The organism is Mycobacterium sp., assembly GCF_035697385.1.
Classification (GTDB): domain Bacteria; phylum Actinomycetota; class Actinomycetes; order Mycobacteriales; family Mycobacteriaceae; genus Mycobacterium.
In genome coordinates this window covers 1-25,530 of sequence record NZ_DASSCY010000007.1, presented here as the reverse complement: position 1 = coordinate 25,530, position 25,530 = coordinate 1, and the positions used below count along the sequence as shown (strand labels likewise).

Genomic DNA, 25,530 nt, shown 5'->3' with positions numbered 1-25,530 from the left:
GGGCGCGACGGTGGGCATTTCGGCGCCTGCGATGAACTGCGACGCGCGATCACCCGCCGACGCGACGACCTGGTACGCGACGATCACCGCGAGCGCCACCGCGACCGTCAGCCACAGCAACCGGCTGCGGCTCATGCCTTGTCCAGGTATTCGACGCGGTCAGTATCGGTGAACTGTGCGGCCAGCAGCGCCATTCCGGGATGGTCGGGCTTCTTCTCGTGGCGTGATTCGCAGAACTCACGAGCCGCCAAGATGATGTCGAGGTGCTCGGACAGCGACAAGAACCTCAGTGTTATCGGGCGGCCGGATTGGCTGAGCCCCAACACATCTCCCTCTTTGCGCTCCTTCAGATCGAGGTCGGCGAGCTTGAACCCATCGAGGGTGCCCGCGACCGCCTTCAGCCGCTCCCCTGCCTTGGACCCCTCCGGCAACTTCGTGGCGAGCAGGCACAGGCTGGGGTGCTCGCCACGGCCGATGCGACCACGCAGCTGGTGCAACTGGCTGATGCCGAACCGGTCGGCGTCCATCACGACCATCACCGTCGCATTCGGGACATCGACGCCGACCTCAATGACCGTGGTGCACACCAGGACATCGATCTCCCCCGCCCGAAACGCCGCCATCACCGCGTCCTTCTCGTCGCTGGGCAGCCGGCCGTGCATGAGCCCGAGCCTTATCCGCGATAATGAGCCTTGCTTGAGTCGCCCGAACAGCTCGACCACGGTGGTGGCGGGCGGCCCGCCATCGTCCTTGCCGGGTTTGTCGTTCTCGTCGATGCGCGACGCGACGACGTAGGCTTGGCGGCCCGCGTGCACCTCTTCGACGACGCGCTCCCACGCGCGGTCGAGCCACGTCGGTTTCTGGGTCACGAAGATGGTGTTGGTTGTTATGGGTTGACGGCCCCTCGGCAGCTCGCGCAGTGTCGACGTCTCAAGGTCGCCGTAGACCGTAAGAGCAACAGTGCGAGGGATGGGCGTAGCGGTCATCACCAGCAGATGGGGCGTCAAACCGTCAGGAGCCTTGGCGCGCAATCGATCTCGTTGTTCGACGCCGAACCGGTGCTGTTCGTCGACGACGACCATGCCCAGTCTCTTGAACTCGACGGCCTCCTGGAGCAACGCGTGCGTCCCGATGACGATGCCTGCATCGCCGCTTGCGACCTCGTCGCGTACCTCCCGCTTCTGCGGGGCCGACATCGACCCGGTCAGCAGTGCGACGCGCGTCGAGCGCTCGGCGCCGCCCAACTGACCTGCCATCGCCAGCGGCCCAAGGACATCCCGGATCGACCGGGCATGCTGGGCGGCAAGGACTTCCGTCGGCGCCAACAATGCGCACTGATAGCCGGCGTCGATCATCTGCAGCATCGCCAGCACGGAGACGATGGTCTTGCCCGATCCCACTTCGCCCTGCAGCATCCGGTTCATCGGCCTGGTGGCGGCCAACTCGGACGTCAACACGTTCAGTACTTCCTTTTGGCCGCCGGTCAATTCGAACGGCATCTGCTTGCGCATGGCTGCCGCGAGGCCGTCGTCGGCGAGCGGCGCCGGTGGCCCCGATTCGCTCAGTTCGCCGTACCGCCGCCCGACCAGCGCCCATTGCAGGCCGGTCGCCTCGTCATACGTGAGCCGGGCCTGGGCGCGTTCGCGATCGGCCGTCTTTTCGGCCATGTGTATCGCCCGCAGCGCCTCGTCTTCTGTGATCAGATTATGTTGCCGCAGAAAGGATTCCGGCAGTGGCTCATCGATCGGGTCGAGCACGTCCAAGACCTGGCGCACACATGCGTAGATCTCCCAGGTTTGCACCTTCTTGTTGGCGCTGTAGATAGGGAAGAACTCGCGCTCGAACGCCGACAGCAACTCGTCGCCTGTGCCGCCCGAAGCGGAGGCGATTGTCTTGAGCGACTTGGTTCCTGTGACCTTGCCGCTTGCATGCAGAATGAGGAACGCCGGATGGGTCAGCTGCAGCGTGCCTTTGAAGTACCCGACCTCTCCGGACAGCATTACCCGCAAGCCTTCGGTCAACGAATTCTTCAGGAACTTGACGTTGAAGAACGTCGCCGTCACTTTCGGCTTGCGGTGGCCGAGTGTGACGACCATGTACTCGCGCTTCGGCGAGCGGTTGGTCCACCTGACCTCCACCTTCGTGATGACGTCGACGAACGTGACGTGCTCGCCTTCTTCGAGTTCCTCTCCTTCGCCAAGCACGGTCATGCCATCGCTGTACTTGCGCGGGTAATTCCGAAGTAGGTCGTTGACGGTGCGGATGCCGAAGTGCTGTTCGAGCGGGTCCGCGGCTTTCTTGCCGAGCACGTAGTCCAGCCGGTCGGTCAGCACGGCCACGGCTACTCGACCCCGATCAGCAGCGCGTCGCCGCGGTGGTCGGTGTGATAGGTCACCAGCTCGGCGCCGAGGTGCTGGCGATGGACATGGTCCTGCAGCGCCTCGCCGACGCCGGGGTCGACGCCCGCGCCGGTGAGCACGGTGACCAGTTCCCCGCCTGCGGCCAGCAGCAGGTCGATAAGACCGGCGGCCGCAGCGGTGACGTCGCCGCCGACGATGAGGACCTCGTCGCCTGCAATGCCCAACCCATCCCCGGGCTTGCAGGTGCCTGCCCAGGTCAGCGCCTCCTCGGTGGCGACCCGCACTGAGCCGTGCCGGGCTGCGGCAGCGGCACGAGCCATGGTGTAACCATCGTCGACGGCTTGCCGGTCTGCGTCATGGACGGCGAGAGCGGCGAGGCCCTGCACCATGGACCCTGCGGGCACGGGCACCACGTCGATGCCCCAACCGATGGCGGCCGTGCATCCCGCGACCAGCTCCTCGGCGGCCACGTAGCCGTTGGGCAGCACCATGATCTGCGCGGCGCCGGCGTTGACGAGGGCATGCAGGAGATGTTTGGCGTTGACCGGCGAGCCGACCTCCGGCCGCAACACGTGTGCGCCCTCACCCGCGAACAGTTCTTCAGCGCCGTCGCCGTCGACGACCGCGAGCACCGCCCGCTCGCGGCTCCATCCGCCCGGCGGGCGCGCGCCTGCGGCCCCGGTGAGCGACGTGATCTGGATGCGGCTTGGCGTGCCGACCGCCAGCGCCGCCTCCACAGCGCCGCCGGCGTCGTCGGCGTGTACGTGTACCGAATAGTGGCCCGCGCCGTCGGCCGAGGCCGCGATGGCCACCGATTCGCCCAGCTGGTCCAGGCGTTGGCGCAGCTTCTCGACGCCGGCCGGGTCACACCCGCTGAGCAGGTACATCACCTCGAACAGCGGCGCCGCGAATGCGCTGGGTGCGGCCTCGACCTGCGGCGGCGACGGCAGGTATTCGTGCCGGAGTGGGGCGTGCTTACCCAAGGTCGTGCTCATCGCGTCCAGCAGTACCAGCAGACCCCGGCCGCCGGCGTCCACCACGCCGTTGTCGGCCAGCACGTCGAGCTGTTCGGTGGTTTTGTCCAGCGCGATCACCGCGGCGTCAGCGGCGGCGAAAACCACGTCGGCCAGCTCCGCGCCGTCGGCGGCGGCGTGTTCGGCGGCCCCCGCCGCGTCCTGCAACACCGAGACGATCGTGCCGGGCACCGCTTCACCCATCGACGCCACCACCAGGCCCACCGCGTGGCGCAGTGCGGCTGCGAAGATCGGTCCGTTGATCTCGGCCAATGCCCCGCCCCGGTCTGCCGCCGCGGCCGCGGTGACATCGGCAAGGCCGCGCAGAATCTGCGAAAGGATGACGCCGGAATTGCCGCGGGCGCCGCGCAACGAGCCGTCGGCCAGCGCGGCAGCCACCTGGACAACGTCGTCGGTCGCGGATTGCGCTTCGGCCTGAGCCCACGCCGAACGCATCGTGAACAGCATGTTTGTGCCGGTGTCAGCATCAGCCACTGGGAAAACGTTGAGCCGATTGATCTCGTCGGTGTGGGAAATCAGGTCGCCGACTGCGGTGTGTGCCCAGTCCCGCAAGGCGGAGGCATCGAGGCGCCGAGCCGACATCCCACCTCCAACCGCTAAGCCGCCGTGGGCGTCAGCCTAGTCAGTGGTGGCGACATCACTGATGACAATGTCGACCCGGTGGAGCGCATTTTGGCGATACCTTCCGCTGCCGGTATCCTGGTCAGGTTGTCGGGTCGGCCCGCGGCCGGTGCGGCCAATACCCAGACCCCCAGTACTGATCCGAGGAGTTCGTCATATGGCTGCCGTCTGCGAGATCTGCGGGAAAGGCCCCGGCTTTGGCAAGTCGGTGTCGCACTCCCATCGCCGGACCAGCCGTCGGTGGGACCCCAATATTCAGACAGTGCGCGCCGTGAGCCATCCCGGCGGCAACAAGAAGCGCGTCAATGTGTGCACGTCGTGCATCAAGGCGGGCAAGGTCGCGCGCGGATGAGCGCTCGCGCGAAGACCAGACAGCGCGGCTAGCGTTTAGCTGCCTGATCGGCGGGTAACTCCGCCCTCATGATTATCCGCCGCGTTTTCCCGGATTCTGCTCTGTTCGCGTTGGCCGCCGGAGTCGCGGCGGGTTCGCTGGCGACCGGATGTGGCGGCGACGACTCCGGCACGGATGCGACGACCACCACGACGACGACGACCACCACCACTGAGGCGACGACCACGACATCGCCGACGTCGGTGACGGTCTCACCGGAGCTGCCGACGACGACGGAGCCCGGTGGGGATGGCTCGATCACCGTCCCGGTGCCTGATATCCCGTCACCGCCCGCGATCCCCTCACCGCCCGCGATACCGTCGCCGCCGGCGATCCCGGCACCGCCGCCGATCCCGGTGCCTTGATCTCGACTGCGCCCAAATCGACGTTTCGCAGTGAAACTTCGAGTAGTTGCCTGCAAAACGTCGATTTCGCGGAAGTACCGCGTGGCTAGGGCAGCCGCCAGTCGATGGGGTCCGCCCCCATCTTCTCCAACAGTTCGTTCGCGCGGCTGAACGGGCGCGAGCCGAAGAATCCGCGTGAGGCCGACAGCGGTGAGGGATGCGGAGATTCGATCGCCACGCAGTCATTGCCGGTCAACATCGGTTTGAGCGTCGACGCGTCACGGCCCCACAACACCGCAACCAGCGGTTGCTCGCGCGCCACCAGGGCGCGGATTGCACATTCGGTCACTGCCTCCCAGCCCTTGCCCCGATGCGATGCGGGGTTTCCGGGACGCACGGTCAGCACCCTGTTCAGCAGCATCACCCCCCGCTGCGCCCACGGGCTCAGGTCGCCGTTGGCCGGCATGGGGTAGCCCAAGTCCTTGCCGTATTCGGTGAAGATGTTGTCCAGGCTGCGGGGCAGCGGCCGCACGTTGGCGGCGACCGAGAAGCTCAGCCCCACCGCATGACCAGGCGTCGGATACGGATCCTGGCCGACGATGAGGACGCGAACGCTCTCGAACGGGAATGTGAAGGCGCGCAAGACATTCGGGCCGGCAGGCAGATATTGATGGCCCGCCGCCAGTTCGGCGCGGAGGAACTCGCCCATCTGAGCGACCTGGGGGGCGACGGGTTCCAGCGCGCGGGCCCAGCCTTCTTCGACTATTTCATTCAACGGACGAGCGGTCACGAAAAGCCAACCTAGCGTGCGCGCTTGGTCAGAACGACTCCCAACCCGCGTTTCCCTCCCATTTATCGCCGTCAACCACCACTCGGGGCGGGCCGTCGAGCACCCTGCCGATCACCCGCCAACCCTCCGGTGCCGAACCGGGAAACGTCGCCACCAGCGCATGGTCCTCACCGCCGGCGAGCACCCAGGCCAACGCGTCGGCGCGGACCGCGCCCGCCGCGCCGGAAACAGCTTCGGCATCCGCGGCAAGTCCGGCGGTGGACACGTCGACGCCGACACCCGAGGCCTGCGCGATATGGCCGAGGTCGGCCAGCAGTCCGTCGGAGACGTCGGTCATCGAGGTTGCGCCGGCATCGGCGGCCACCCTACCTTGGCCGTACGGAGGTTCGGGCACCAGGTGCCGACGTCGTAGCTCGTCGAACTGGCGAATACCGCTGTGCCACAACGCATATCCTGCCGCAGAGCGACCAAGGTCACCGGCGACGGCCACGGTGTCGCCGGGCCGGGCGCCGCTGCGAAGCACCGGATCACGACCGTCGAGATCGCCAAGCACGGTCACGGAGATCACCCATTGCGGGGCGCTCACCAGGTCGCCTCCGACGATGGCTGCGCCGAACAGCCGCGCCTCGTGCCACAAGCCGTCGGCCAGCTCCACCGCGCGAGCCGTCGCGGTGTCAGGAGGCGCACCGAACGCGACCACGAAAGCTGTCGCGCTGGCACCCATTGCCTCGATGTCGGCGGCGTTCTGCGCGATGGCCTTGCGGCCGATGTCATGGGGCGTGGACCAGTCCAGACGGAAATGCCGGCCTTCGACAAGCATGTCGGTGGACACCACCGTCCTGGTGTCAGGGGCAAACACGACCGCGGCGTCGTCACCGGGTCCCACCGAAACCGACGCCGGTTGGTCGCGGCCTGCCACCAGCCGGTCGATCACGGCGAACTCGCCAACGCCCGTGAGGGTCTCGGCGGACTCGTCGCTCGCCATGTCACCTCCCGTGGGCTGCGGTACGTTTGGTCCCTGCGGCGTGGAGTCTATGCAGCGCGAGGGAGGGTATAGCGGGTGGTCGAGGCTTTCATGCTGATCCAGACCGAGGTGGGCCGCGCCGAGGTCATCGCCAAGCAGCTCGCCGCCCTTCCAGGCGTGTTGTCGTCGGAGTATGTGACCGGCCCCTATGACGTGGTGGTGCGCATCGGGGCGGACACCTTCGACGAGCTTCAGGCCAACGTCGTCGCCAGCGTGCAGCAGGTCACCGGCATCACTCGCACGCTGACCTGCCCGATCGCGAACGGAGCGCGGCCTTAGAGTTTGGCTGTGGATTCCGAGACCAGCGACGGCCCGCCGCGGGCAGTACTGATCGCGGCGATCGTGGTGGCGGTCGGGGCCATCATCGCCGTCCTGGTTGTCGCGGTACTGCGGCAGAGTCCACCCGGTCAGCAACCGGTCGTGATCGCCTCGGCCCCGGCACCGAAGGCCGACAGCACGGAATGCCGCACACTTTTGGACGCGCTGCCCGAACAACTCGGTGACTACCGTCGCGCACCCGTCGCCCAACCCGCCCCCGCAGGCGCGGCAGTGTGGCAGGCAGGCGCCGACACCGAACCCGTCGTTCTGCGGTGCGGGGTGGACCGGCCCGCCGAGTTCGTCGTGGGGGCCCCGGTTCAAGTCGTCGACACCGTTCAATGGTTCCGCGTAGCGGATGAGGAGCGCAGCACGTGGTTCACCGTCGACAGGGCGGTGTATGTGGCGCTGACGTCCCCGCCGGGATCGGGGCCGACACCCATCCAGGAGATCTCCGAAGTGCTCGCGAAAGCGTTGCCCGCCAAGGCGATTGACCCGGCCCCGGCGCGTTGACAGCCACCCGACGAACGTTCAATCAGCGCAGGCCCGTGCCGCGCTTCAGCGCGGTTTCCACCATGGTGGCCAACAACGTCGGGTAATCCATGCCGCTGGCCGCCCACATCCGCGGATACATCGAGATGGTGGTGAAGCCCGGCATCGTGTTGATCTCGTTGACGACCGGTCCGTTCTCCGTGAGGAAGAAGTCGACGCGGGCAAGGCCCTGACAGTCGATCGCACGGAACGCACGAATGGCCAACTGGCGCACCGTATCCGCGACATCATCGTCGATCTTGGCGGGCACATCGAGTTCGGCGGCGTCCTCCAGATACTTGGTGGAGAAGTCGTAGAACGCGTCCTCGTTACCCCGCACACCAGCCACCCGGATTTCGCCGACGGTGCTGGCTTCGACCCGGCCGTCGGGGAATTCCAGGACGCCACACTCTAATTCGCGTCCGGGCACCGCCGCCTCGACGATCACCTTCGGATCATGACGGCGAGCCTGGGCGATCGCCTCGGGAAGCTGATCCCAGGCCGTCACCCGGCTCACGCCGATCGAGGATCCGCCGCGGGCGGGTTTGACGAACACCGGCAGGCCCAGGCGCTCGCGGTCCTCGAGGTCCACCGTGTCCTGATTCGGCCGCACCACGACGTGGTCGCCGATCGGCAGGCCCTCGGCGACGAGCAGCTTCTTGGTGAACTCCTTGTCCATACCGGTCGCACTGGCCAGCACGCCCGCCCCGACGTACGGCACGCCGGCCAGTTCGAGCAGACCCTGGATGGTGCCGTCCTCCCCATAGGGACCATGAAGCACCGGAAAGACGACGTCGACCGCGGTCAGCAGCTCCCCTGCCCCTTGCCCGAGCGACAGCAGTTCGCCGCTGCGGCCAGGGTCGGCGGGCAAGGCCAGCTCTGTGCCCGACGATCCGGTCACCTCAGGCAGCTTGCCGTCGGTGATCGCCAGGGTGTCCGGCCGGGCATCGGTGAGCATCCATGCCCCACCCGGGGTGATGCCGACCGCGACCACCTCAAACCGCTCCGGATCGAGGTTGCGGAGGATGCTGCCTGCGGAAACGCACGAAATCGCGTGCTCGGAGCTGCGTCCGCCGTAGACGACGGCGACACGGACGCGACCGGCTAAGCCGGGTTCGTTGCGGGCAGTCACAACCTAGAGAGGCTACCGCCCAAGCGCCAACCTGCATCCCGCAGCGTCACGGCCTGGGCTTTTACCCCAATGCCTGCTCGATATCGGCGATCAAATCGTCGGTGTCTTCTATACCTAGCGAGATCCTGGCGAAGCCCTCGCCGACCGGATCACCCCACCTGGCACGACGGTCGACGGACGTATGGATGCCGCCGAAACTGGTCGATGCGATCAGCAGCGCGCTGCGCTCCACCAGCGCGTGCACGGCCTGCGCGTCTTCCAGTTCGACGGCGAGCAGCCCTCCGAACCGCTTCATCTGTTGGGTGGCGACTCGATGCGAGGGATCGTCGGGCAGGCCGGGATAGCGCACGGACCGCACTGCAGGATGGGCGTGCAGCGTCACCGCAAGCGCCAGTGCGTTCTGACACTGCCGTTCGAACCGCAGACCAGCGCTGGCAAGGCTGCGCAGCACCAGCCACGCCTCGAACGCGCCGAGGATTCCCCCGGCGTGCAAACGGTCCCGTTCCACCGCGGCCATCAGGTCGGGGTGACTGCCTGCGACGTAGCCTGCGACGACATCGCTGTGACCCGACAGTGCCTTGGTGGCGCTGGCCACGACGAGGTCGGCCCCCAACGACAGAGGCTGCTGGCCCAGCGGTGTCGCGGTGGTGTTGTCGACGACGAGGACGGCTCCGCGGCTGCGGCAGTCCATCGCCAGCCGGTGCAGGTCTACGACGTCCAGCCCGGGATTGGCAGGCGTCTCCGCGAGTACCATGTCGGCATCAGACGATGCTGCGCACATTTCGTCGCTGAGCGCTTCGACCACGGTGATGCCTTGCGGGGCAAGATATTCCGCGGCATATCGGCGCACCTGGTAATAGCCGTCGGCGGGCACCACCAGCTTTTGGCCAGGCTTGGCCAGCACCCGAAGCACCGACGTGATCGCGGCCATCCCCGACCCGAACACCAGAGCCGTCGCCGCTCCCTCGAGTTCAGCCAAGGCGGATTCTAGTTGGCGCCAGGTCGGATTGGAGCTGCGGCCGTAACTGTCCTGCAGCTCGGCCTCATCGGGCGACAGGTGAAACGTCGACGCCGGAACCGGCACGGTTGCGACCGGTTGACCTGGAACAGGTTCTGAGCCAACGGCTTTCACGCAGCGAGTGGAGTCACCGTACTGCCAGTCCATCGGCTCACTCCGGTTTGGTGCTACGGCCGAGCAGCAGCACGACCGCCTCGTCGACGGATAAACCCTTGTGGCACACGCGATGCACGGCATCGGTGAGCGGCATTTCGACGTCGTAGCTGGCGGCCAGCGCCAGCACCGATTTGCAGGACGACACGCCCTCGGCGATGTGGCCCCCTGCCGCCTGCATGGCCGACTCGACGGTGCCGCCCTTGCCGAGCCGGTAGCCGAACGACCGGTTGCGGGAATGCGGAGATGTGCAGGTGGCGACCAGGTCGCCGACACCTGCGAGTCCGGCCAGCGTCACCGGCTTGGCGCCCAACGCGACTCCGAGCCGCATGATTTCGGCCAGCCCGCGGGTGATGATCGCGGCCAGGGTGTTCTCCCCCAGCCCGACCCCGGCGGCCATCCCACAGGCCAATGCGATCACGTTCTTGCACGCCCCGCCGACCTCGGCTCCGATGACGTCGGCGTTGGTGTACGGACGGAAGTACCCGGTGGACAGCGCGCGCTGCAACGTCACGGCCCGCCCGGAGTCGCTGCAGGCGACGACAGTGGCCGCCGGTTGTTCGTCGGCGATCTCGCTGGCCAGATTCGGACCGGTGACCGCCGCCACCCGCGACGGGTCAGCACCGGTTACCTGGACGATGACCTGACTCATGCGCATCAACGTGTCGAGCTCGATGCCCTTGGCCAGGCTGACGAGGGTGGAGTCGCCACCGATCATGCCCGTCCACTGCTCGAGATTGGCGCGCAACGTCTGCGACGGCACTGCAAGCAATACCGTGCAGGCGCCGGTCAGCGCCTCGGCCGGGTCAGTGGTCGCGCGGATCGACTTCGGCAGCTCGACGTCGCCGAGGTAGCCGGTGTTGCGATGTGTGTCGTTGATCTCGTCGGCCAGCTCCTGGCGACGGGCCCACAACGCGACGTCGCTGCCCGAATCCGCCAAGACCTTGGCCAGCGCTGTTCCCCACGCACCGGCGCCCATTACCGCCGCCTCCACCACGGCCTAACCCTATCGCGGTGCTCGGTGCTGGCAGGATGGCGCTCATGAGCGGCAAAACTGACACCGCGGCCGCGCAGTCGGCGAATGCGGACGTCGCCCTGGTGATCGCGGTGAAACGACTCACCGCCGCCAAGACACGGTTGGCACCGGTCTTTTCGTCGACCACTCGCGGCAGCGTGGTCCTTGCCATGCTCGTAGACACCATCAGCGCCGCCTCGGCCGTCTCGGCACTACAGGCGGTTACCGTCGTCACTCCGGATGAGGATGCCGCCGACGCGGCCCGTGAGCTCGGCGCGCGAGTTCTCGTCGACCCGACACCGGACGGCCATCGCAATCCGTTGAACAACGCGATCGCCGCCGCCGAGGCGTCGGTACGCGAGATGACTCCCAATATCGTTGCGCTGCAAGGTGATCTGCCCGCACTTCAACCACAGGAATTGGCAGAAGCGATCACCGCCGCCCGCGAGTACCCCCGCAGCTTCGTCGGCGACCGGCACGGTACGGGCACCTCGGCGCTCTTCGCGTTCGGCGTCGCGCTCGACCCGCACTTCGGTCCCGATTCTGCGCAGCGCCATCGGCACTCGGGCGCCATCGAACTGACGGGCGCGTGGCCAGGGCTGCGCTGCGACATCGATACGCCCGACGACCTGCTGGTCGCGCGCCGACTGGGCGTTGGACCGGCAACAGCGCAGGCCATCCGCCGACCAATGTGAACGACGAAAGCGACGGGATGACCCTCCGCGGTAGCAGGACGACTGCTCGATAGGGAATCATCGGAGAGATGACGGAAGCCGAAGCCCAGATTCGAGCCGATGACACGGAGTCGGACACGGCGGCGATTCGGCCCGCGACGCCGATCTCCGACAGGGCGGCTCCCGAAGCGCCACCCGCGGCGACCTCGCCCGCGATCGACGACGCCTTACCCGAGGATCGCTACGTCAACCGCGAGCTGAGCTGGCTGGAGTTCAACGCGCGGGTGCTCGCACTTGCCGCAGACACGTCCCTGCCGCTGCTCGAGCGAGCGAAGTTCCTGGCGATCTTCGCGTCGAACCTCGACGAGTTCTACATGGTGCGCGTCGCGGGTCTGAAGCGCCGCGACGAGATGGGCCTTTCGGTGCGGTCGGCCGACGGACTGTCGCCGCGCGAGCAGTTGCGCCGGATCAGCGAACGCACACAACAAATCGCGAGCCGGCACGCACACGTGTTCCTCGACTCGGTGCGTCCGGCGCTTGCCGACGAAGGCATCGTGATCGTCACGTGGTCCGAACTCGACGACGCCGAACGCGGACGATTGTCCACCTACTTCCACGAGCAGGTGTTCCCGGTGCTGACTCCGTTGGCCGTCGACCCTGCGCATCCGTTCCCTTTCGTGAGCGGCCTGAGCCTGAACCTGGCGATCACCGTCAAGCATCCCGATGACGGCGGGCAGCACTTCGCCCGAATCAAGGTGCCCGACAACGTCGATCGCTTCGTCCAGATGGACGGGCGCGAAGGTACTCCGACTGTCGTGCGCTTCCTGCCGATGGAGGAGTTGATCGCCGCGTTCCTTCCGGTTCTGTTCCCCGGGCTGGAAATCGTCGAGCATCATGCGTTCCGCATCACCCGCAATGCGGATTTCGAGGTGGAAGAGGACCGCGACGAAGACCTCCTGCAGGCGCTCGAACGCGAACTTGCGCGGCGGCGCTTCGGATCTCCGGTTCGTCTTGAAGTTTCCGACGACATGACCGAGTCCATGTTGGAACTGCTGCTGCGTGAACTCGACGTCGATCCCGGTGACGTCATCGAAGTGCCAGGGCTGCTGGACCTGACGTCGCTGTGGCAGATCTACGGTGTCGACCGGCCTGCGCTGAAGGACCCGCCGTTCGTACCGGCGACGCCGCCGGCGTTCGGCGAGCGCGAGACACCCAAGAGCATCTTCTCGACGTTGCGCGACGGCGATGTGCTCGTGCATCACCCCTACGACTCGTTTTCCACGACGGTGCAACGCTTCATCGAGCAGGCCGCCGCCGATCCGAACGTGCTGGCGATCAAGCAGACGCTGTATCGCACCTCGGGCGATTCCCCGATTGTCAACGCGCTCATCGACGCCGCCGCGGCCGGTAAGCAGGTCGTTGCGCTCGTCGAGATCAAGGCGCGGTTCGATGAACAGGCGAACATCAAGTGGGCCCGCGCGCTGGAACGAGCGGGCGTGCATGTCGTGTACGGGTTGATCGGGCTGAAGACGCACTGCAAGACGGCGCTGGTGGTGCGTCGCGAGGGTTCCATGATCCGGCGCTACTGCCATATCGGCACCGGCAACTACAACCCGAAAACCGCGCGCCTGTACGAAGATGTCGGCTTGCTGACCGCCGCTCCTGATATCGGTGCCGACCTCACCGATCTGTTCAACTCGCTGACCGGTTATTCGCGCAAGGACACCTACCGCAACCTGCTGGTGGCCCCGCACGGGGTGCGCAGGGGCATCGTCGAACGCATCGAACGCGAGATCGCAGCGACCCGCGACGGCGCGGATGGCCTGATCCGGCTCAAGGCCAACGCCCTGGTGGACGAGCAGGTGATCGACGCGCTCTACCGGGCGTCGCAGGCCGGGGTCCGCGTCGAGGTGGTGGTGCGGGGCATCTGTGCGCTGAAGCCCGGCGCGCCCGGTTACTCCGAGAACATTGTCGTGCGCTCGATTCTGGGCCGGTTCCTCGAACACTCGCGAATTATTCACTTCCGCGCCATCGACGAGTTCTGGATCGGCAGCGCCGACATGATGCATCGTAATCTCGACCGACGGGTCGAAGTGATGGCTCAGGTAAAGGATCCGAGACTGACCGCTTCGCTGAACGACGTCTTCGAGTCCGCCATGGATCCAGCGACCCGATGCTGGGAGCTGGGCGTCGACGGTCACTGGAGCGCATCGCCGCAGGAGGGTCACACCGTTCGTGACCATCAGGTGTCGATAATGGAACGCCACCGCCATCCGTGATCCTGGCCTGTCGCGATGCGGCCCAGCGAGGGCCCGAATGACCTGCGGGAGTTGACGTGCCGAAGGAGACTTCGCAAGACGCGATGCCGCAGAGCAAGGCCGTTCTTGCGGCCGGGGCGGTGCTGTGGCGCTCGAACGGGAACGCCGCGGCGCCGGAGGTGGCGATCATTCACCGGCCCCGCTACGACGATTGGTCGCTGCCCAAGGGAAAGGTCGACCACGGCGAAACCGAGCCCGTCACCGCCGTACGCGAGGTGCACGAGGAGACCGGCTACACGTCACACCTCGGTCGTCGCCTCACCGCTGTCACGTATCCGATTGAGCAGGGCGTCAAGAAGGTGCGGTATTGGGCGGCGCGCCAAGTGGACGGCGAGTTCGCGCCCAACGACGAAGTCGACGAACTCAAATGGCTGCCCATCCCAGAAGCAATGAAACAACTGGGTTACCCGCATGATCGGAAAGTGTTGCGCCACTTCGCCAAGCAACCGATCGACACCCAGACTGTGTTGATCGTGCGGCACGGCACGGCCGGCAGCAAGTCGCGATACAAGGGTGACGACCGAAAGCGGCCATTGGACAAGCACGGCCGCGCACAGGCCGAATCTCTCGTCGGACAGCTGCTCGCGTTCGGAGCCAGCGAGCTGTATGCGGCCGATCGGGTGCGCTGTGTTCAGACACTCGAACCGCTGGCCGAGGAACTCGGCGCGACGATCCACAACGAATCGGCTTTAACTGAGGAAGCCTATTCCGACAACCGCAAGGCGGCGCGCCATCGCATCCTCGAGATCGCAGGCGCCGGCGGTACTCCGGTGATCTGCACACAGGGCAAGGTGATTCCCGACCTGATCGCATGGTGGTGCGAGCGCGACGGCGTGCGACCTGACAAATCGAGGAACCGTAAGGGCAGCACTTGGGTGATGTCGTTGGCCGGCGGGCGACTGGTGGCCGCCGACCATATTGGCAGTCCGTTGGCATCCAAGAAGTAATCTCTGACGCTGGGTGCTGCGCGCGCTCGTGCACGATTGGGATGAATCCAATGTGTTGCAGATCCTGCGCAATTCCGCGCGGCGATGCCGAGTAACGGCGAAAGGCTTGGCTATCGAATGCGCCATATCGCCCACGCGCGGTGAGCACACGACGACTGAGTACGCGGAGTTATTGCGTGCCGCCGGCTTCCGCTTCGCGCGGATGGCTCCGGTGTCGGTCGTGGAGTGCGAAGCGGCCTAGCCGAACTCACCGCGCACAGGCGCGCCGTGGGTCCAAAGACCCACGGCGTACCTGATGGCGAAAATTACTTGCGACCGCGCTTGGCCGGGGCCTTGCGGGCCGGGGCCTTGCGTGCCGTCTTCTTGGCGGCGGCCTTCTTGGCCGGAGCCTTCTTGGCGGCGGCCTTCTTGGCCGGAGCCTTCTTGGCGACAGCCTTCTTGACTGCGGCCCGCTTTACCGTCTTCTTGACGGCCGCCTTCTTAACGGCCCTCTTGACGGCCGCCTTCTTCACGGCCTTCTTGACGGCCGCCTTCTTCACGGCCTTCTTGACGGCCGCCTTCTTCACAGCCTTCCGGGCAGCCGTCTTCTTCACGGCCTTCCTGGCGGTTCCTGCCGTAACGCCACGTTTCACTGCTGGTCCTTCCGCCGGGAGGCGCTGTGCCCCAGAGACAACCGCTTTGAATTGTGCGCCGGGCCGAAATGCCGGCACGGAAGTGGGCTTAACTTTCACCGTCTCGCCGGTGCGCGGATTACGCGCCACGCGGGCGGCACGACGGCGTTGTTCGAAAACGCCGAAACCGGTAATGGTGACGCTGTCACCCTTATGCACCGCACGCACGATGGTGTCGACAACGTTCTCCACCGCCGCGGTTGCCTGCCGGCGATCCGAGCCCAATTTCTCCGTGAGTACGTCGATGAGCTCCGCTTTGTTCATTCAAAACCTCCGAAACCAGTGGTCCTTCTTGGACCGACTAGAGGACACGGTAAACCCAATCACCATTGATTTCCAAGAGCCACGCGCAATTTCAGGCGTAGCTGGCGAAGATTTCGGCAATCTGGTTGCCCCCCTTGGTCTCCTGTGAGGCCTCCGGAGAACGGGGTTGAAGGGCGGCCTTTTCGGGCCGATACGAGCCTTTGTCAGGCCGGAAGTGTGCGCGGCTTCCAGCTCGGCCGGTGCGTCTCGTATGACTCGATTTGATCGAGTTTCCGCAGCGTAAGGCCTATATCGTCGAGTCCTTCAAGCAGCCGCCAGGCGGTGTAATCGTCAATAGTGAACGGCACCATGACCGTTCCCGCGACGACATTCCGATCTTGAAGATTCACAGTGATTTCCATGCCGGGATGCTGCTCGATGAGCTTCCACAGGAGTTCCACATCATCTTGGGCGACTTCGGCCGCCAAAAGGCCCGCCTTGCCCGCGTTGCCCCGAAAAATATCCGCGAACCGGGATGAGATAACCACCCGGAACCCGAAGTCCATCAGCGCCCAGACCGCGTGTTCGCGCGACGAGCCGGTGCCGAAATCCGGGCCCGCGACCAACACCGAGCCTTTGTCGAACGGGCTCAGATTCAGGACGAATGACGGGTCGTTGCGCCACGCCGCGAACAGTCCGTCCTCGAAACCTGTTCGGGTGACCCGCTTCAAATAGACCGCAGGGATGATTTGGTCGGTGTCGACATTGGACCGGCGCAGCGGCACGCCGATGCCGGTATGAGTGCGGAACGCTTGCATGACGTCTCCTGTCAGTGAGTTGTTGCGGCGGGCAGGTCGGCGGGAGAAGCCAGCGTGCCGCGCACCGCGCTGGCGGCCGCGACGGCCGGCGACACCAAATGTGTGCGGCCGCCCTTGCCCTGCCTGCCTTCGAAGTTGCGGTTGGAGGTCGACGCACAGCGTTGGCCCGGCGAGAGTTGATCGGGGTTCATGCCGAGGCACATCGAACAGCCGGCCTGCCGCCACTCCGCGCCCGCCGCGATGAAGACCTCACCGAGGCCCTCGGATTCGGCCTGCGCGCGCACCCGCATTGATCCGGGCACGATGAGCATGCGCACACCGTCGGCGACCTTCTGGCCGCGAAGCACATCCGCGACCACCCTCAGATCCTCGATCCGCCCGTTGGTGCACGAGCCGACGAAAACGATGTCGACGGTGATGTCACGCATCGCCATCCCGGGCCGAAGATCCATGTACGCCAACGCTTTTTCGGCCGATTGGCGCTCGCCTTCGTCGAGTATCAACTCCGGGTCGGGCACCGATCCCGACAGCGGAACGCCTTGCCCCGGATTAGTACCCCACGTCACGAACGGGCTCAGCGTCGACGCGTCGAGGTAGACCTCAGTGTCGAATTCAGCGCCGTCGTCAGTTCGCAGTCGGCGCCATGCCGCGACCGCCGCATCCCAGTCGGCGCCATGCGGTGCGTGCGGACGGCCGCGCAAAAATTCGAACGTGGTTTCGTCCGGTGCGACCATGCCGGCGCGGGCGCCGGCCTCGATGCTCATGTTGCAAATCGTCATCCGGCCCTCCATCGACAGCGATTCGATGGCGCTGCCGCGGTATTCGATGACGTGACCCTGTCCCCCGCCGGTGCCGATTTTCGCGATGACGGCCAGGATGATGTCCTTCGCACTGACGCCGGGCGGCAGTTGACCGTCCACGTTGACCGCCATCGTCCGAAACGGCCGCAGTGGCAAGGTCTGGGTGGCGAGCACGTGCTCGACCTCCGAAGTGCCGATGCCCATCGCCAGCGCACCGAACGCACCATGCGTAGAGGTATGACTGTCGCCACACACGACTGTCATTCCGGGTTGGGTCAATCCCAATTGCGGCCCGATGATGTGCACGATGCCTTGCTCCGCGTCGCCCATCTGGTGCAGTCGAATGCCGAATTCTTCGCAGTTGCGCCTCAGCGTCTCCACTTGAATGCGCGATACCGGGTCGGCGATCGGCTTGTCGATGTCGATCGTCGGCACGTTGTGGTCTTCGGTGGCGATCGTCAGATCGGGCCGGTGAACCTTGCGATCGGCAAGACGCAGTCCGTCAAACGCCTGCGGACTCGTGACTTCGTGCACGAGGTGCAGATCGATGTAGATCAGGTCGGGCTCGCGGGCGGCGCCTTCACCCGGACCCAGGGCGACGACGTGGTCGTCCCAGACTTTCTCGGCCATGGTGCGCGGTTTGTCGACGGCAGTCATGCTTGACTATCTCACAATCTGGGAAGCTAGTATCTCTGTATGAGACAGGATAGCGGCATCGGCGTGCTGGACAAAGCGGTGGGGGTGCTGCATGCGGTGGCCGACTCGCCGTGCGGGCTGGCCGAGCTGTGCGAGCGCACCGGCCTGCCGCGTGCCACTGCCCATCGGCTGGCCGCGGGCCTCGAGGTGCATCGGCTACTGAGCCGCAACGGCGAAGGGCGCTGGCGGCTGGGTCCCGCGCTGACCGAATTGGCCGGGCAGGTCAACGATCCCCTGCTGGCCGCCGGCGCGGTGGTACTGCCGCGACTGCGGGAGATCACCGGTGAAAGCGTCCAGCTCTACCGTCGTGAGGGCACGTCCAGGATCTGTGTGGCCGCCCTGGAACCGCCTGCCGGCCTTCGCGATACGGTTCCAGTCGGCGCGCGGCTCCCGATGACGGCAGGCTCCGGGGCCAAAGTGCTGCTGGCCTACGCCGACGCCTCGACCCAGCAGGCAGTGCTGCCCGCTGCGAAATTCACCGACCGAACACTGGCCGAGGTCCGCAAGCGTGGCTGGGCGCAGAGCGCGGGCGAGCGTGAACCCGGAGTGGCCAGCGTCTCGGCGCCGGTGCGCGACGGCAGCGGTGCGGTGATCGCCGCGGTGTCCGTGTCAGGGCCGATCGACCGGATGGGCCGGCGCCCCGGTGCACGGTGGGCCGCTGATCTGTTGGCGGCCGCGGATGCATTGGCCCGGCGGCTCTGACTGACGCCAACCCGTTCGGCGATCAGCCGAACGTTCCTTACCGCTCGAGATTTCGACGGCGGTGTCGCGCGGTACGGACGTTCGCCCGCGAGTGAACGCAAAATCTGTAGCCCCGATGGGATTCGAACCCACGCTACCGCCGTGAGAGGGCGGCGTCCTAGGCCGCTAGACGACGGGGCCGGACCATTTCCGTGTGGCGCGCCTCGGCGCACCGAAGAAACAGCATAGCCCACCAGTGCAGGCCGACTACAAAACCGCAGCGTTGCGCGGTCCAGCAGCGCGTCCACGGTCAGGCCCGGCCTCCGTAGTGGCCGATGACAGACGTGGTTACGGGGCGATCACTTTGTACAGGCTGGTCCACGTTTCGCCGCCATTCCCCGCCGCGATCGCGCGGTCGTAGAGGGACTTGACGGCCTGCGGCAAGGCCAGATCCAGCTTGGCTTCGGTGCTGGCGCCGACGATGTGGTCGGCGGTCGCGCCCATCATGACGATGTTGGCCCCCTCACCGGGATGATTGCCGCTGGCGATGTTCTTGGCGGCCTCCGGCAGGTAGTAGGAGAGGTTGTCGAAGACCTCGCTCGCCCACGGCACATACTTGTCGGGTGTGACGCCCGCGGAGCCGACCAGTGCCGTCGCGTGCAGGTACGCGGCCAATGAGGTCAGGAAGATGTCCAGCTGCGCCTGATAGAACAGCTGCGCCAGCGCCGGGTCTTCGCCCACATAGTCGACGCGGCCGATCAGCGCCAGCACCGATTCATGCTGTCGCACAATACTTTCCGGCCCGCTGTAGAAGACGTAGGAGGACTCCGTCGCGACTAACTCCTCGGGCACCATCACTCCCCCGACGACCAACGTCGCGCCGAGTTGCACCAACCAGTCGGCCGCCCGCCGAGTGGTCGCGGGCGTGTCCGAGCTGAGATTGATGATCACCTTGCCGTCAACGCGCTGCCCGTCGAGCAGGTCGAACATCACCTGGTAGTCGGTCAAGCTCAGGAACACCACGTCACTGGCGGCCAGCGCGTCGGCGACCGTCGGCGCGACCGTCGCACCCAACCCTTCGGCCTTCGACAGTGTCCGGTTCCACACCGTCACCTCGTGCCCGGCTTTGACCAACGCGCGAACCATCGCCTGTCCCATCGGGCCTAAGCCCATGAACGCAATCACTTGGTCTCCTTGAGTAGTTCGGTGACACCGGCCAGGTCTTCGTGGCCGTGGCCTGTTGCGACACGTCGCGCCATCAGCGGTTCCAATGGTGCGATCAGTTCTGGACTGAGGCCCTGATCACGGGCCGTTTCAAGCAGATTGACGTAGGCGGCCGATTGCATCCCGATGGTGGAGACGACGTCGATCGTGTAGTCCCGCTTGTCGATCTGCTCCGCCGCGCCGTCGACGAAGCCGAGCATGGCGTCGATGTAGCGCTTGACCAGCGGCGCGAACGTGGTGGCCGGTATACCCGCGGAGTGGACCAGCGCGAGCGCATGGAGGCTGCCGATGAACATCCCGTACATGCCGGACAGCAGCGCGATGTCGTGCAGCGCCGCAAGGCCCGCATCGTCGCCGACGTAGCGGCTTTCCCCGAACAGGTCCAGCACGGCGCGGTTGGTATCGAATGCGCTGCGCGATCCGCTGTAGAAAACGAACGCGTCGTCGGTCCCGATCGTCGGCGGCACGGCCATGATGCCGCCGTCGAGATAGTCGGCGTCGTAACGACCGGCGAGTTCGCGGGCCTGCGCGGGGGTGCCGTTGGTGAGGTTGACCAGGACGCGACCTGCCAGCGCATTCTTGGCCGGGTCGAGCACCTCCGTGACCGACGCCACGTCCAGTAGGCAGACGATCACCAGCCGGGAGGCCTCGATGGCTTCCGTCGGGGTGGCCGCGACGACTGCCCCGCCGGCCACCAGCGGTTGCGCCCGCTCGGGGCTGCGGTTCCACACTGTGGTCGGGTATCCGGCGGCGAGCACAGCCGACGCAAGCGCCGACCCCATCGCGCCGAGCCCGATCACAGTGACCGAGGGCTTGCTGAAATCTGGCATGCCGCCACTGTGCCGACGGCCGCGCACGATTCACGCACGGTCGGCGCATGAGGTTGTCACACCGGCCGGATACGGTCGACAACATGCGCTTCGGGGTGCTGGGCCCGCTCGCGGTGTGGACCGACGACGGTCGGGAGGTCCGTGTGTCCGAGGCCAAGGTGCGGCTCCTGCTCGCCGACCTATTGCTGCATGAGGGTCAGCCGGTGTCAGCGGATCGAATGGTCGACGATTTGTGGGGTGATCGGCTGCCCAGCAACCCGCTCAACACGCTGCAGACCAAAGTCTCTCAACTTCGCAAGGTGTTGGAGCAGGCTCAGCCTGGCGGCGGTCAGCTGGTCGTCTACCGGCGCGGCGGCTATCTAATGCCGGTGGATCTGGATGCCACGCAATTTCGTGCGCTGACTGCCCGAGCGCGCGCCACCGACGACGCTCGCGTCCGATACGGGCTGCTGGCCGATGCACTCGCCCTGTGGCGCGGCCCAGTGCTCGGTGAAATCGCCGACGCGCCCTTCGCGGCCCCCGTCATCGCACGGCTCGAGGACGAACGCCTTACCGCGCAGGAGGATTTTGCCGCAGTCAGGCTCGAACTCGGCGAGCACGACGCGGTGGCGGGCGAACTGGGTGAGCTGGTCGCAACCCATCCCCTGCGCGAGCGGCTGCGCGCGCTCTACATGCATGCGCTGTACCGGACGGGCCGGCAGAGCGAGGCACTCGACAGCTATCGGGAACTGCGCAGTAGGTTGGCCGACGAACTGGGCCTCGCGCCCGGGCCCGAAATCGCCGCCCTCGAGCAGGCGATTCTGCAGCAGGACCCGGCGTTGGCCAAGACGTCGAAGCCGACGACCAACCTGCCCGAATCCCTGACCGAACTGGTCGGCCGCGACGAGGCAGTGCAATCCGTGTTGACCCTTCTGAGCGGGGCGCGGCTGGTCACGTTGACCGGTCCCGGCGGTGTCGGCAAAACCAGGCTCGCATTGCAGACCGCGCGCCAACTGCCCAACGCGTGGCTGGTGGAGCTCAGCGGGCTGGACCGGCACGGTGTCGCCCCACAGGTCCCGCCGAACGAGCTGATCGTCGACGTCATCGCGGGCACTCTCGGCATCCGCGACGAACGGGGTTGCGACGCGAATCGATTGGCGGAATACCTGCGTCACAAGGACATTGCGCTTGTACTTGACAACTGCGAGGGCATGGTCGAGCCGGCGGCGGCACTGGCGGCCGTGCTGCTGCAAGCGGCACCCGGCCTGAGGATCCTGGCGACCAGTCAGCTGCCGCTGGGCGTGATCGGCGAAGTCGTGTGGAATGTCCCGCCTTTGGACATTCCCGGGCCGGCATCCGTTGCGGTCGAAGACGTTCGGGCGTTCAGTTCGGTTCAGCTGTTCGCGGCCCGAGCCGCCGCGGCCGACCCCGGTTTCGCCGTCGACGCGGACAACGCCGCAGCGGTCGCCGCGATCTGCCGGCGACTAGACGGTGTCCCTCTGGCATTGGAACTGGCGGCCACCCGCATCCGTGCGCTCGGACCACACGAGTTGCTGCACCGCCTCGACGATCGTTTTCGGTTGTTGGCCAACGGGAGTCGCAGCGGACCGTCGCGTCACCGCACGCTGCGCGCGCTACTGGACTGGAGCTGGCAACTCTTGAGCGAACAGCAGCAGACTGCGCTTCGACGCATGGCCGTATATGCCGAAGGTGCCGACCTGGCGGCGGTTGAAGCGTTGTGTCGCGGCGACCGGGTGGCCCACGCGGACGTCGCCGGCCTGGTGGCGGACCTGGTGGACCGGTCGCTGGTAGTCCGCACGCCCGGGCCCCGCTACCGGTTACTGGAAACCGTTGTGGCATATGGCTTGGAGCGCCTGCGGGACGCGGGTGAGCTGGATTCCATGCAGCACCGCCACGCGGATTACTACGTGGGACTCGCCGAGCGAGCCGCCGCTGCGCTACGGACCCGTCAGCAGTGCGTGTGGCTGGACCGACTCGCAGTCGAGACGCCAAATCTGCGTCGCGCCATGGAAACCGCCATCGGCGCCGACGACGCCGACTTGGCGCTGCGGCTGGTCAATGCGATGGCGTGGTTCTGGTTCCTTCGGGGCCGCATCGGCGAGGCGCGCAGGTCGATAAGGCAGGCCTTGGCCGTGCCCGGCGGGTCGGAGGAGCTGCGCAACATCGCTCGGTGCTGGGACACCGGACTGGCCATCGCGGCCGGGGTGACAGTCGACGACGACGCGTTCGACGTCACTGACCGGATCAACCACCCGGCCGACCGGGCCACCGCGTTGTGGTTCCTCGGTTATGTCACGACGTCGGTGGGAGTGCCGCAGGCCCGGCGTCTCACCACGAAGGCACTCAGCGAGTTCGAGGCGCTTGGCGACGAATGGGGCATCGGGGTGGCCCTGATCGACCGGGCGAGCCACCACATGTCGTCGGGTGATTTCGTCGCCTCCGAGGCCGACGCCGCCCGCGGCTCCACGCTGCTGGACGAACTTGGTGAGCGGTGGGGCCAGCTGCAGGGCAGCTACATCACCGGCAGCCTCGCCGAGGTCGCCGGTGACTACGACCGGGCGGAACGCATGCACCGCAACGGGCAGAACATGGCCGAGGAACTGCGGCTGGCGCCGGAGATCTCGTTTCAGCTGTCGTGGCTAGGCCGTATTGCGATGCTGCGGCGCGAGCATGAGCGGGCGTGGCAGCTGCACGAGCGCGCCCGTCTCCTGGGCGCCGAGCAGGGATTCAAGCCCGCGGAGATGTACGCCGAAACCGGGCTGGGCCTCGGCGCACGTCGATCCGGACAGCTCGACGTCGCCGAGAAGCACCTGCGCCACGTCCTCGAATGGCACAGAGAGCAGCGTTTCGATGCCGGCATGGCGTTTGCGCTGGCCGAACTCGGCTTCGTCGCCGAGCAACGGGGCGACTCCGTCACCGCGCATCGGCTGCAGCGCCAGGGGTTCGAGCTCGCCCGCGACAGTGGAGACCCCCGCGCCACCGCGCTGGCGCTGGAAGGCCTCGCCGGTGCGCATGCAATCGACGGGGAGCACGACCAGGCGGCGCGACTACTCGGTGCGGCGGCTCGTCTGAGGGATTCGGTCGGCCGCCCACTTCCGGCTGGTCAGCGCGACGACGTTGACCGCATCGCCAACTCGGTGAAAGCCGCCTTGGGCGACGCGGAATGGGATGTGCAGTTCCAGCTCGGCGCGCAAACCGCACCCGACGAACTAGTCGCTCAAAGCTGGGGTACCAGGACTCGAACCTAGAATGGCTGAACCAGAATCAGCTGTGTTGCCAATTACACCATACCCCAATGGCTTGTCCCGACGTCCCTCGCGGTGAAGCGGAGGCCGTCGTTCGAACCGAGGAGAACAATAGCAAAGCCCACCCGCGAACCTCCAAATCGGCTGGTCAGGAGGCCGTACACGCGCTCCTGACCAGCCGACCGGTGCGCTCAGTCCGCGATGGCCGCCCGCCCGGCGCGCAGCCGGGCCATCGTCTTGTCACGGCCGAGCAGTTCCATCGACTCGTACAGCGGAGGGCTGATGTGCGATCCGGTCACCGCGACCCGCACCGGAGCGAATGCCTTGCGCGGCTTCAGCTCGAGGCCGTCGATCAGTGCCGCCTTGAGTGCGTCCTCCAGGTCGGCGGTCGCCCAGGTGCCCAGCCCGTCGAGCGCCGCGACGGCAGCGTCGAGCACCGGCGCCGCGTCGGCACCGAGATTCTTGGCCGCGGCCGCCGGGTCGATCGCGAACTCGTCGTCGGAGACGAACAGGAACTTGAGCAGGTCCCATGCGTCCGAGAGCACCACGATCCGGGTCTGCACCAGGTCCGCCGCCACCGCGAAGGCATCCGCGTCGAGGGCGTCGACCGGGTGGCCGTGTGTGGTCAGGAACTCCCGTAGGCGGCCTGCGAAGTCCTCCGGAGTCAGCAGCCGGATGTGCTCTGCGTTGATCGCGTCGGCCTTCTTCTGGTCGAACCGGGCCGGATTCGAGTTCACCTTGGCGATGTCGAACGCGGCGACCATCTCGTCGAGCGAGAACACGTCGTGGTCGTCGGCGATGCTCCACCCCAGAAGTGCCAGGTAGTTGAGCAATCCCTCGGGAGTGAACCCGCGGTCGCGGTGGATGAACAGGTTCGACTCGGGATCACGCTTGGACAGCTTCTTGTTGCCCTGGCCCATCACGAACGGCAGGTGGCCGAACTGTGGGGTGAAATCGGCCACACCGACCCGCTGCAGCGCCTCGTACAGCGCGAGCTGACGCGGCGTCGACGACAGCAGGTCCTCGCCACGCAGCACGTGTGTGATCTTCATCAACGCGTCGTCGACCGGATTGACGAGGGTGTACAGCGGAATGCCGTTGCCGCGGGTCAACGCGAAGTCTGGGACGGTGCCCGCCTTGAACGTCGTCTCCCCGCGCACCAGGTCGACCCAGGTCAGGTCGTGGTCGGGCATACGCAGCCGCACGACGGGCTTGCGACCCTCGTCGAGGTACGACTGCCGCTGCTCCGGCGTCAGGTCGCGGTCGAAGTTGTCGTACCCCAGCTTGGGGTCGCGGCCGGCCGCCTTGTGCCGCTCCTCGACCTCCTCGGGCGTCGAGAACGACTCGTAGGCCTCGCCCGCCTCGAGCAGTTTCGCGACGACGTCCAGGTGGAGGTCACGCCGCTGGGACTGCCGGTAGGGCTCGTACGGCCCGCCGACCTCGGGACCCTCGTCCCAGGTCAGGCCGAGCCACCGCAAGGCGTCGAGGATCGCCTGGTACGACTCTTCCGAGTCGCGGGCGGCATCGGTGTCCTCGATGCGGAAGACGAACTTGCCGCCGTGGTGCCGCGCGTACGCCCAGTTGAACAGGGCGGTGCGGACGAGCCCGACGTGCGGGGTTCCGGTCGGAGACGGGCAGAAACGAACGCGCACTTC

At 66.5% G+C, this 25,530-nt stretch carries 23 protein-coding genes and 2 tRNA genes; 10 read left to right on the top strand and 15 right to left on the bottom strand.

The window, feature by feature from the left end; all coding sequences use genetic code 11:
- Window positions 1–131: 131 nt before the first annotated feature.
- Together recG and VFH65_RS00675 are read right to left on the bottom strand one after the other, a co-directional pair.
- Window positions 132–2,339: an ATP-dependent DNA helicase RecG gene (gene recG, locus VFH65_RS00680; RefSeq protein WP_353319193.1), complete on the bottom strand. Its 2,208-nt coding sequence runs from the start codon at window positions 2,337–2,339 to the stop codon at window positions 132–134.
- Between the two features lie 2 nt (window positions 2,340–2,341).
- On the bottom strand, window positions 2,342–3,976 hold the full coding sequence (locus VFH65_RS00675; protein WP_353319192.1) for a DAK2 domain-containing protein: 1,635 nt from the start codon (window positions 3,974–3,976) through the stop codon (window positions 2,342–2,344).
- Between the two features lie 196 nt (window positions 3,977–4,172).
- Here VFH65_RS00675 and rpmB point away from each other — a divergent pair, with 196 nt between their 5' ends.
- Both rpmB and VFH65_RS00665 read left to right on the top strand, forming a co-directional pair.
- On the top strand, window positions 4,173–4,367 hold the full coding sequence (gene rpmB, locus VFH65_RS00670) for a 50S ribosomal protein L28 (protein WP_353319191.1): 195 nt from the start codon (window positions 4,173–4,175) through the stop codon (window positions 4,365–4,367).
- Between the two features lie 68 nt (window positions 4,368–4,435).
- A complete protein-coding gene (locus VFH65_RS00665) occupies window positions 4,436–4,771 on the top strand; it encodes a hypothetical protein (RefSeq protein WP_353319190.1) in 336 nt (111 codons plus the stop codon).
- Between the two features lie 85 nt (window positions 4,772–4,856).
- On the opposite strand, the gene VFH65_RS00660 is transcribed toward VFH65_RS00665, so the two are convergent.
- Both VFH65_RS00660 and VFH65_RS00655 read right to left on the bottom strand, forming a co-directional pair.
- On the bottom strand, window positions 4,857–5,540 hold the full coding sequence (locus VFH65_RS00660) for a uracil-DNA glycosylase (RefSeq protein ID WP_353319189.1): 684 nt from the start codon (window positions 5,538–5,540) through the stop codon (window positions 4,857–4,859).
- 28 nt (window positions 5,541–5,568) lie between these two features.
- On the bottom strand, window positions 5,569–6,525 hold the full coding sequence (locus VFH65_RS00655; protein WP_353319187.1) for a thiamine-phosphate kinase: 957 nt from the start codon (window positions 6,523–6,525) through the stop codon (window positions 5,569–5,571).
- A gap of 75 nt (window positions 6,526–6,600) precedes the next feature.
- On the opposite strand from VFH65_RS00655, the gene VFH65_RS00650 reads away from it, so the two are divergent.
- Window positions 6,601–6,843 (top strand): Lrp/AsnC ligand binding domain-containing protein, encoded by a 243-nt coding sequence (locus VFH65_RS00650; RefSeq protein ID WP_353319186.1) that lies wholly within the window; start codon window positions 6,601–6,603, stop codon window positions 6,841–6,843.
- A gap of 9 nt (window positions 6,844–6,852) precedes the next feature.
- The gene (locus VFH65_RS00645; protein ID WP_353319185.1) at window positions 6,853–7,392 is read left to right on the top strand and encodes a DUF3515 domain-containing protein; all 540 of its coding nucleotides are present in this window, start codon (window positions 6,853–6,855) and stop codon (window positions 7,390–7,392) included.
- Between the two features lie 22 nt (window positions 7,393–7,414).
- Here the strand turns inward: VFH65_RS00645 and VFH65_RS00640 are convergent, their stop codons facing one another.
- From VFH65_RS00640 to VFH65_RS00630, 3 genes are all read right to left on the bottom strand, one after another.
- Window positions 7,415–8,542: a D-alanine--D-alanine ligase family protein gene (locus VFH65_RS00640; RefSeq protein ID WP_353319184.1), complete on the bottom strand. Its 1,128-nt coding sequence runs from the start codon at window positions 8,540–8,542 to the stop codon at window positions 7,415–7,417.
- Between the two features lie 61 nt (window positions 8,543–8,603).
- Window positions 8,604–9,707 carry a cystathionine gamma-lyase gene (locus VFH65_RS00635; RefSeq protein WP_353319183.1) on the bottom strand — a complete coding sequence of 368 codons (1,104 nt, stop codon included), beginning with the start codon at window positions 9,705–9,707 and terminating at the stop codon, window positions 8,604–8,606.
- Between the two features lie 4 nt (window positions 9,708–9,711).
- Complete coding sequence (locus VFH65_RS00630; RefSeq protein ID WP_353319196.1) at window positions 9,712–10,692, bottom strand: NAD(P)H-dependent glycerol-3-phosphate dehydrogenase; 981 nt, start codon at window positions 10,690–10,692, stop codon at window positions 9,712–9,714.
- Window positions 10,693–10,754: 62 nt separating this feature from the next.
- On the opposite strand from VFH65_RS00630, the gene cofC reads away from it, so the two are divergent.
- From cofC to VFH65_RS00610, 4 genes are all read left to right on the top strand, one after another.
- Window positions 10,755–11,423: a 2-phospho-L-lactate guanylyltransferase gene (gene cofC, locus VFH65_RS00625; RefSeq protein WP_353319182.1), complete on the top strand. Its 669-nt coding sequence runs from the start codon at window positions 10,755–10,757 to the stop codon at window positions 11,421–11,423.
- Between the two features lie 68 nt (window positions 11,424–11,491).
- Window positions 11,492–13,681: an RNA degradosome polyphosphate kinase gene (locus tag VFH65_RS00620; protein ID WP_353319180.1), complete on the top strand. Its 2,190-nt coding sequence runs from the start codon at window positions 11,492–11,494 to the stop codon at window positions 13,679–13,681.
- An 83-nt stretch (window positions 13,682–13,764) separates the two neighbouring features.
- Window positions 13,765–14,667: an NUDIX hydrolase gene (locus VFH65_RS00615; protein WP_353319195.1), complete on the top strand. Its 903-nt coding sequence runs from the start codon at window positions 13,765–13,767 to the stop codon at window positions 14,665–14,667.
- Between the two features lie 13 nt (window positions 14,668–14,680).
- Window positions 14,681–14,908 (top strand): hypothetical protein, encoded by a 228-nt coding sequence (locus VFH65_RS00610; RefSeq protein WP_353319179.1) that lies wholly within the window; start codon window positions 14,681–14,683, stop codon window positions 14,906–14,908.
- A gap of 64 nt (window positions 14,909–14,972) precedes the next feature.
- On the opposite strand, the gene VFH65_RS00605 is transcribed toward VFH65_RS00610, so the two are convergent.
- From VFH65_RS00605 to leuC, 3 genes are all read right to left on the bottom strand, one after another.
- The gene (locus VFH65_RS00605; protein WP_353319178.1) at window positions 14,973–15,602 is read right to left on the bottom strand and encodes an HU family DNA-binding protein; all 630 of its coding nucleotides are present in this window, start codon (window positions 15,600–15,602) and stop codon (window positions 14,973–14,975) included.
- 203 nt (window positions 15,603–15,805) lie between these two features.
- A complete protein-coding gene (gene leuD / locus VFH65_RS00600) occupies window positions 15,806–16,399 on the bottom strand; it encodes a 3-isopropylmalate dehydratase small subunit (RefSeq protein ID WP_353319177.1) in 594 nt (197 codons plus the stop codon).
- 11 nt (window positions 16,400–16,410) lie between these two features.
- On the bottom strand, window positions 16,411–17,856 hold the full coding sequence (gene leuC / locus VFH65_RS00595) for a 3-isopropylmalate dehydratase large subunit (protein ID WP_353319176.1): 1,446 nt from the start codon (window positions 17,854–17,856) through the stop codon (window positions 16,411–16,413).
- A gap of 39 nt (window positions 17,857–17,895) precedes the next feature.
- Here leuC and VFH65_RS00590 point away from each other — a divergent pair, with 39 nt between their 5' ends.
- Window positions 17,896–18,597, top strand: coding sequence for an IclR family transcriptional regulator (locus VFH65_RS00590; protein ID WP_353319175.1), 702 nt, complete (start codon window positions 17,896–17,898; stop codon window positions 18,595–18,597).
- A gap of 107 nt (window positions 18,598–18,704) precedes the next feature.
- Here VFH65_RS00590 and VFH65_RS00585 read toward each other — a convergent pair.
- The 3 genes from VFH65_RS00585 to VFH65_RS00575 all read right to left on the bottom strand — a co-directional run bounded on the left by VFH65_RS00585 (window position 18,705) and on the right by VFH65_RS00575 (window position 20,630).
- Window positions 18,705–18,777: transfer RNA gene (locus VFH65_RS00585), tRNA-Glu, on the bottom strand.
- Between the two features lie 147 nt (window positions 18,778–18,924).
- Window positions 18,925–19,761, bottom strand: a complete 837-nt coding sequence (locus VFH65_RS00580) for an NAD(P)-dependent oxidoreductase (RefSeq protein ID WP_353319173.1) — start codon at window positions 19,759–19,761, stop codon at window positions 18,925–18,927.
- Window positions 19,758–20,630 carry an NAD(P)-dependent oxidoreductase gene (locus VFH65_RS00575; protein ID WP_353319172.1) on the bottom strand — a complete coding sequence of 291 codons (873 nt, stop codon included), beginning with the start codon at window positions 20,628–20,630 and terminating at the stop codon, window positions 19,758–19,760. The genes VFH65_RS00580 and VFH65_RS00575 overlap by 4 nt, the downstream gene beginning before the upstream one ends.
- Window positions 20,631–20,677: 47 nt before the next feature.
- On the opposite strand from VFH65_RS00575, the gene VFH65_RS00570 reads away from it, so the two are divergent.
- The gene (locus VFH65_RS00570; protein ID WP_353319171.1) at window positions 20,678–23,878 is read left to right on the top strand and encodes a BTAD domain-containing putative transcriptional regulator; all 3,201 of its coding nucleotides are present in this window, start codon (window positions 20,678–20,680) and stop codon (window positions 23,876–23,878) included.
- Here the strand turns inward: VFH65_RS00570 and VFH65_RS00565 are convergent.
- Together VFH65_RS00565 and gltX are read right to left on the bottom strand one after the other, a co-directional pair.
- Window positions 23,854–23,925 (bottom strand) — tRNA-Gln (locus VFH65_RS00565). The two genes, VFH65_RS00570 and VFH65_RS00565, sit on opposite strands and share 25 nt — an antisense overlap.
- Before the next feature lie 141 nt (window positions 23,926–24,066).
- Window positions 24,067–25,527, bottom strand: coding sequence for a glutamate--tRNA ligase (gltX, locus tag VFH65_RS00560; protein ID WP_353319194.1), 1,461 nt, complete (start codon window positions 25,525–25,527; stop codon window positions 24,067–24,069).
- Window positions 25,528–25,530: the final 3 nt, after the last annotated feature.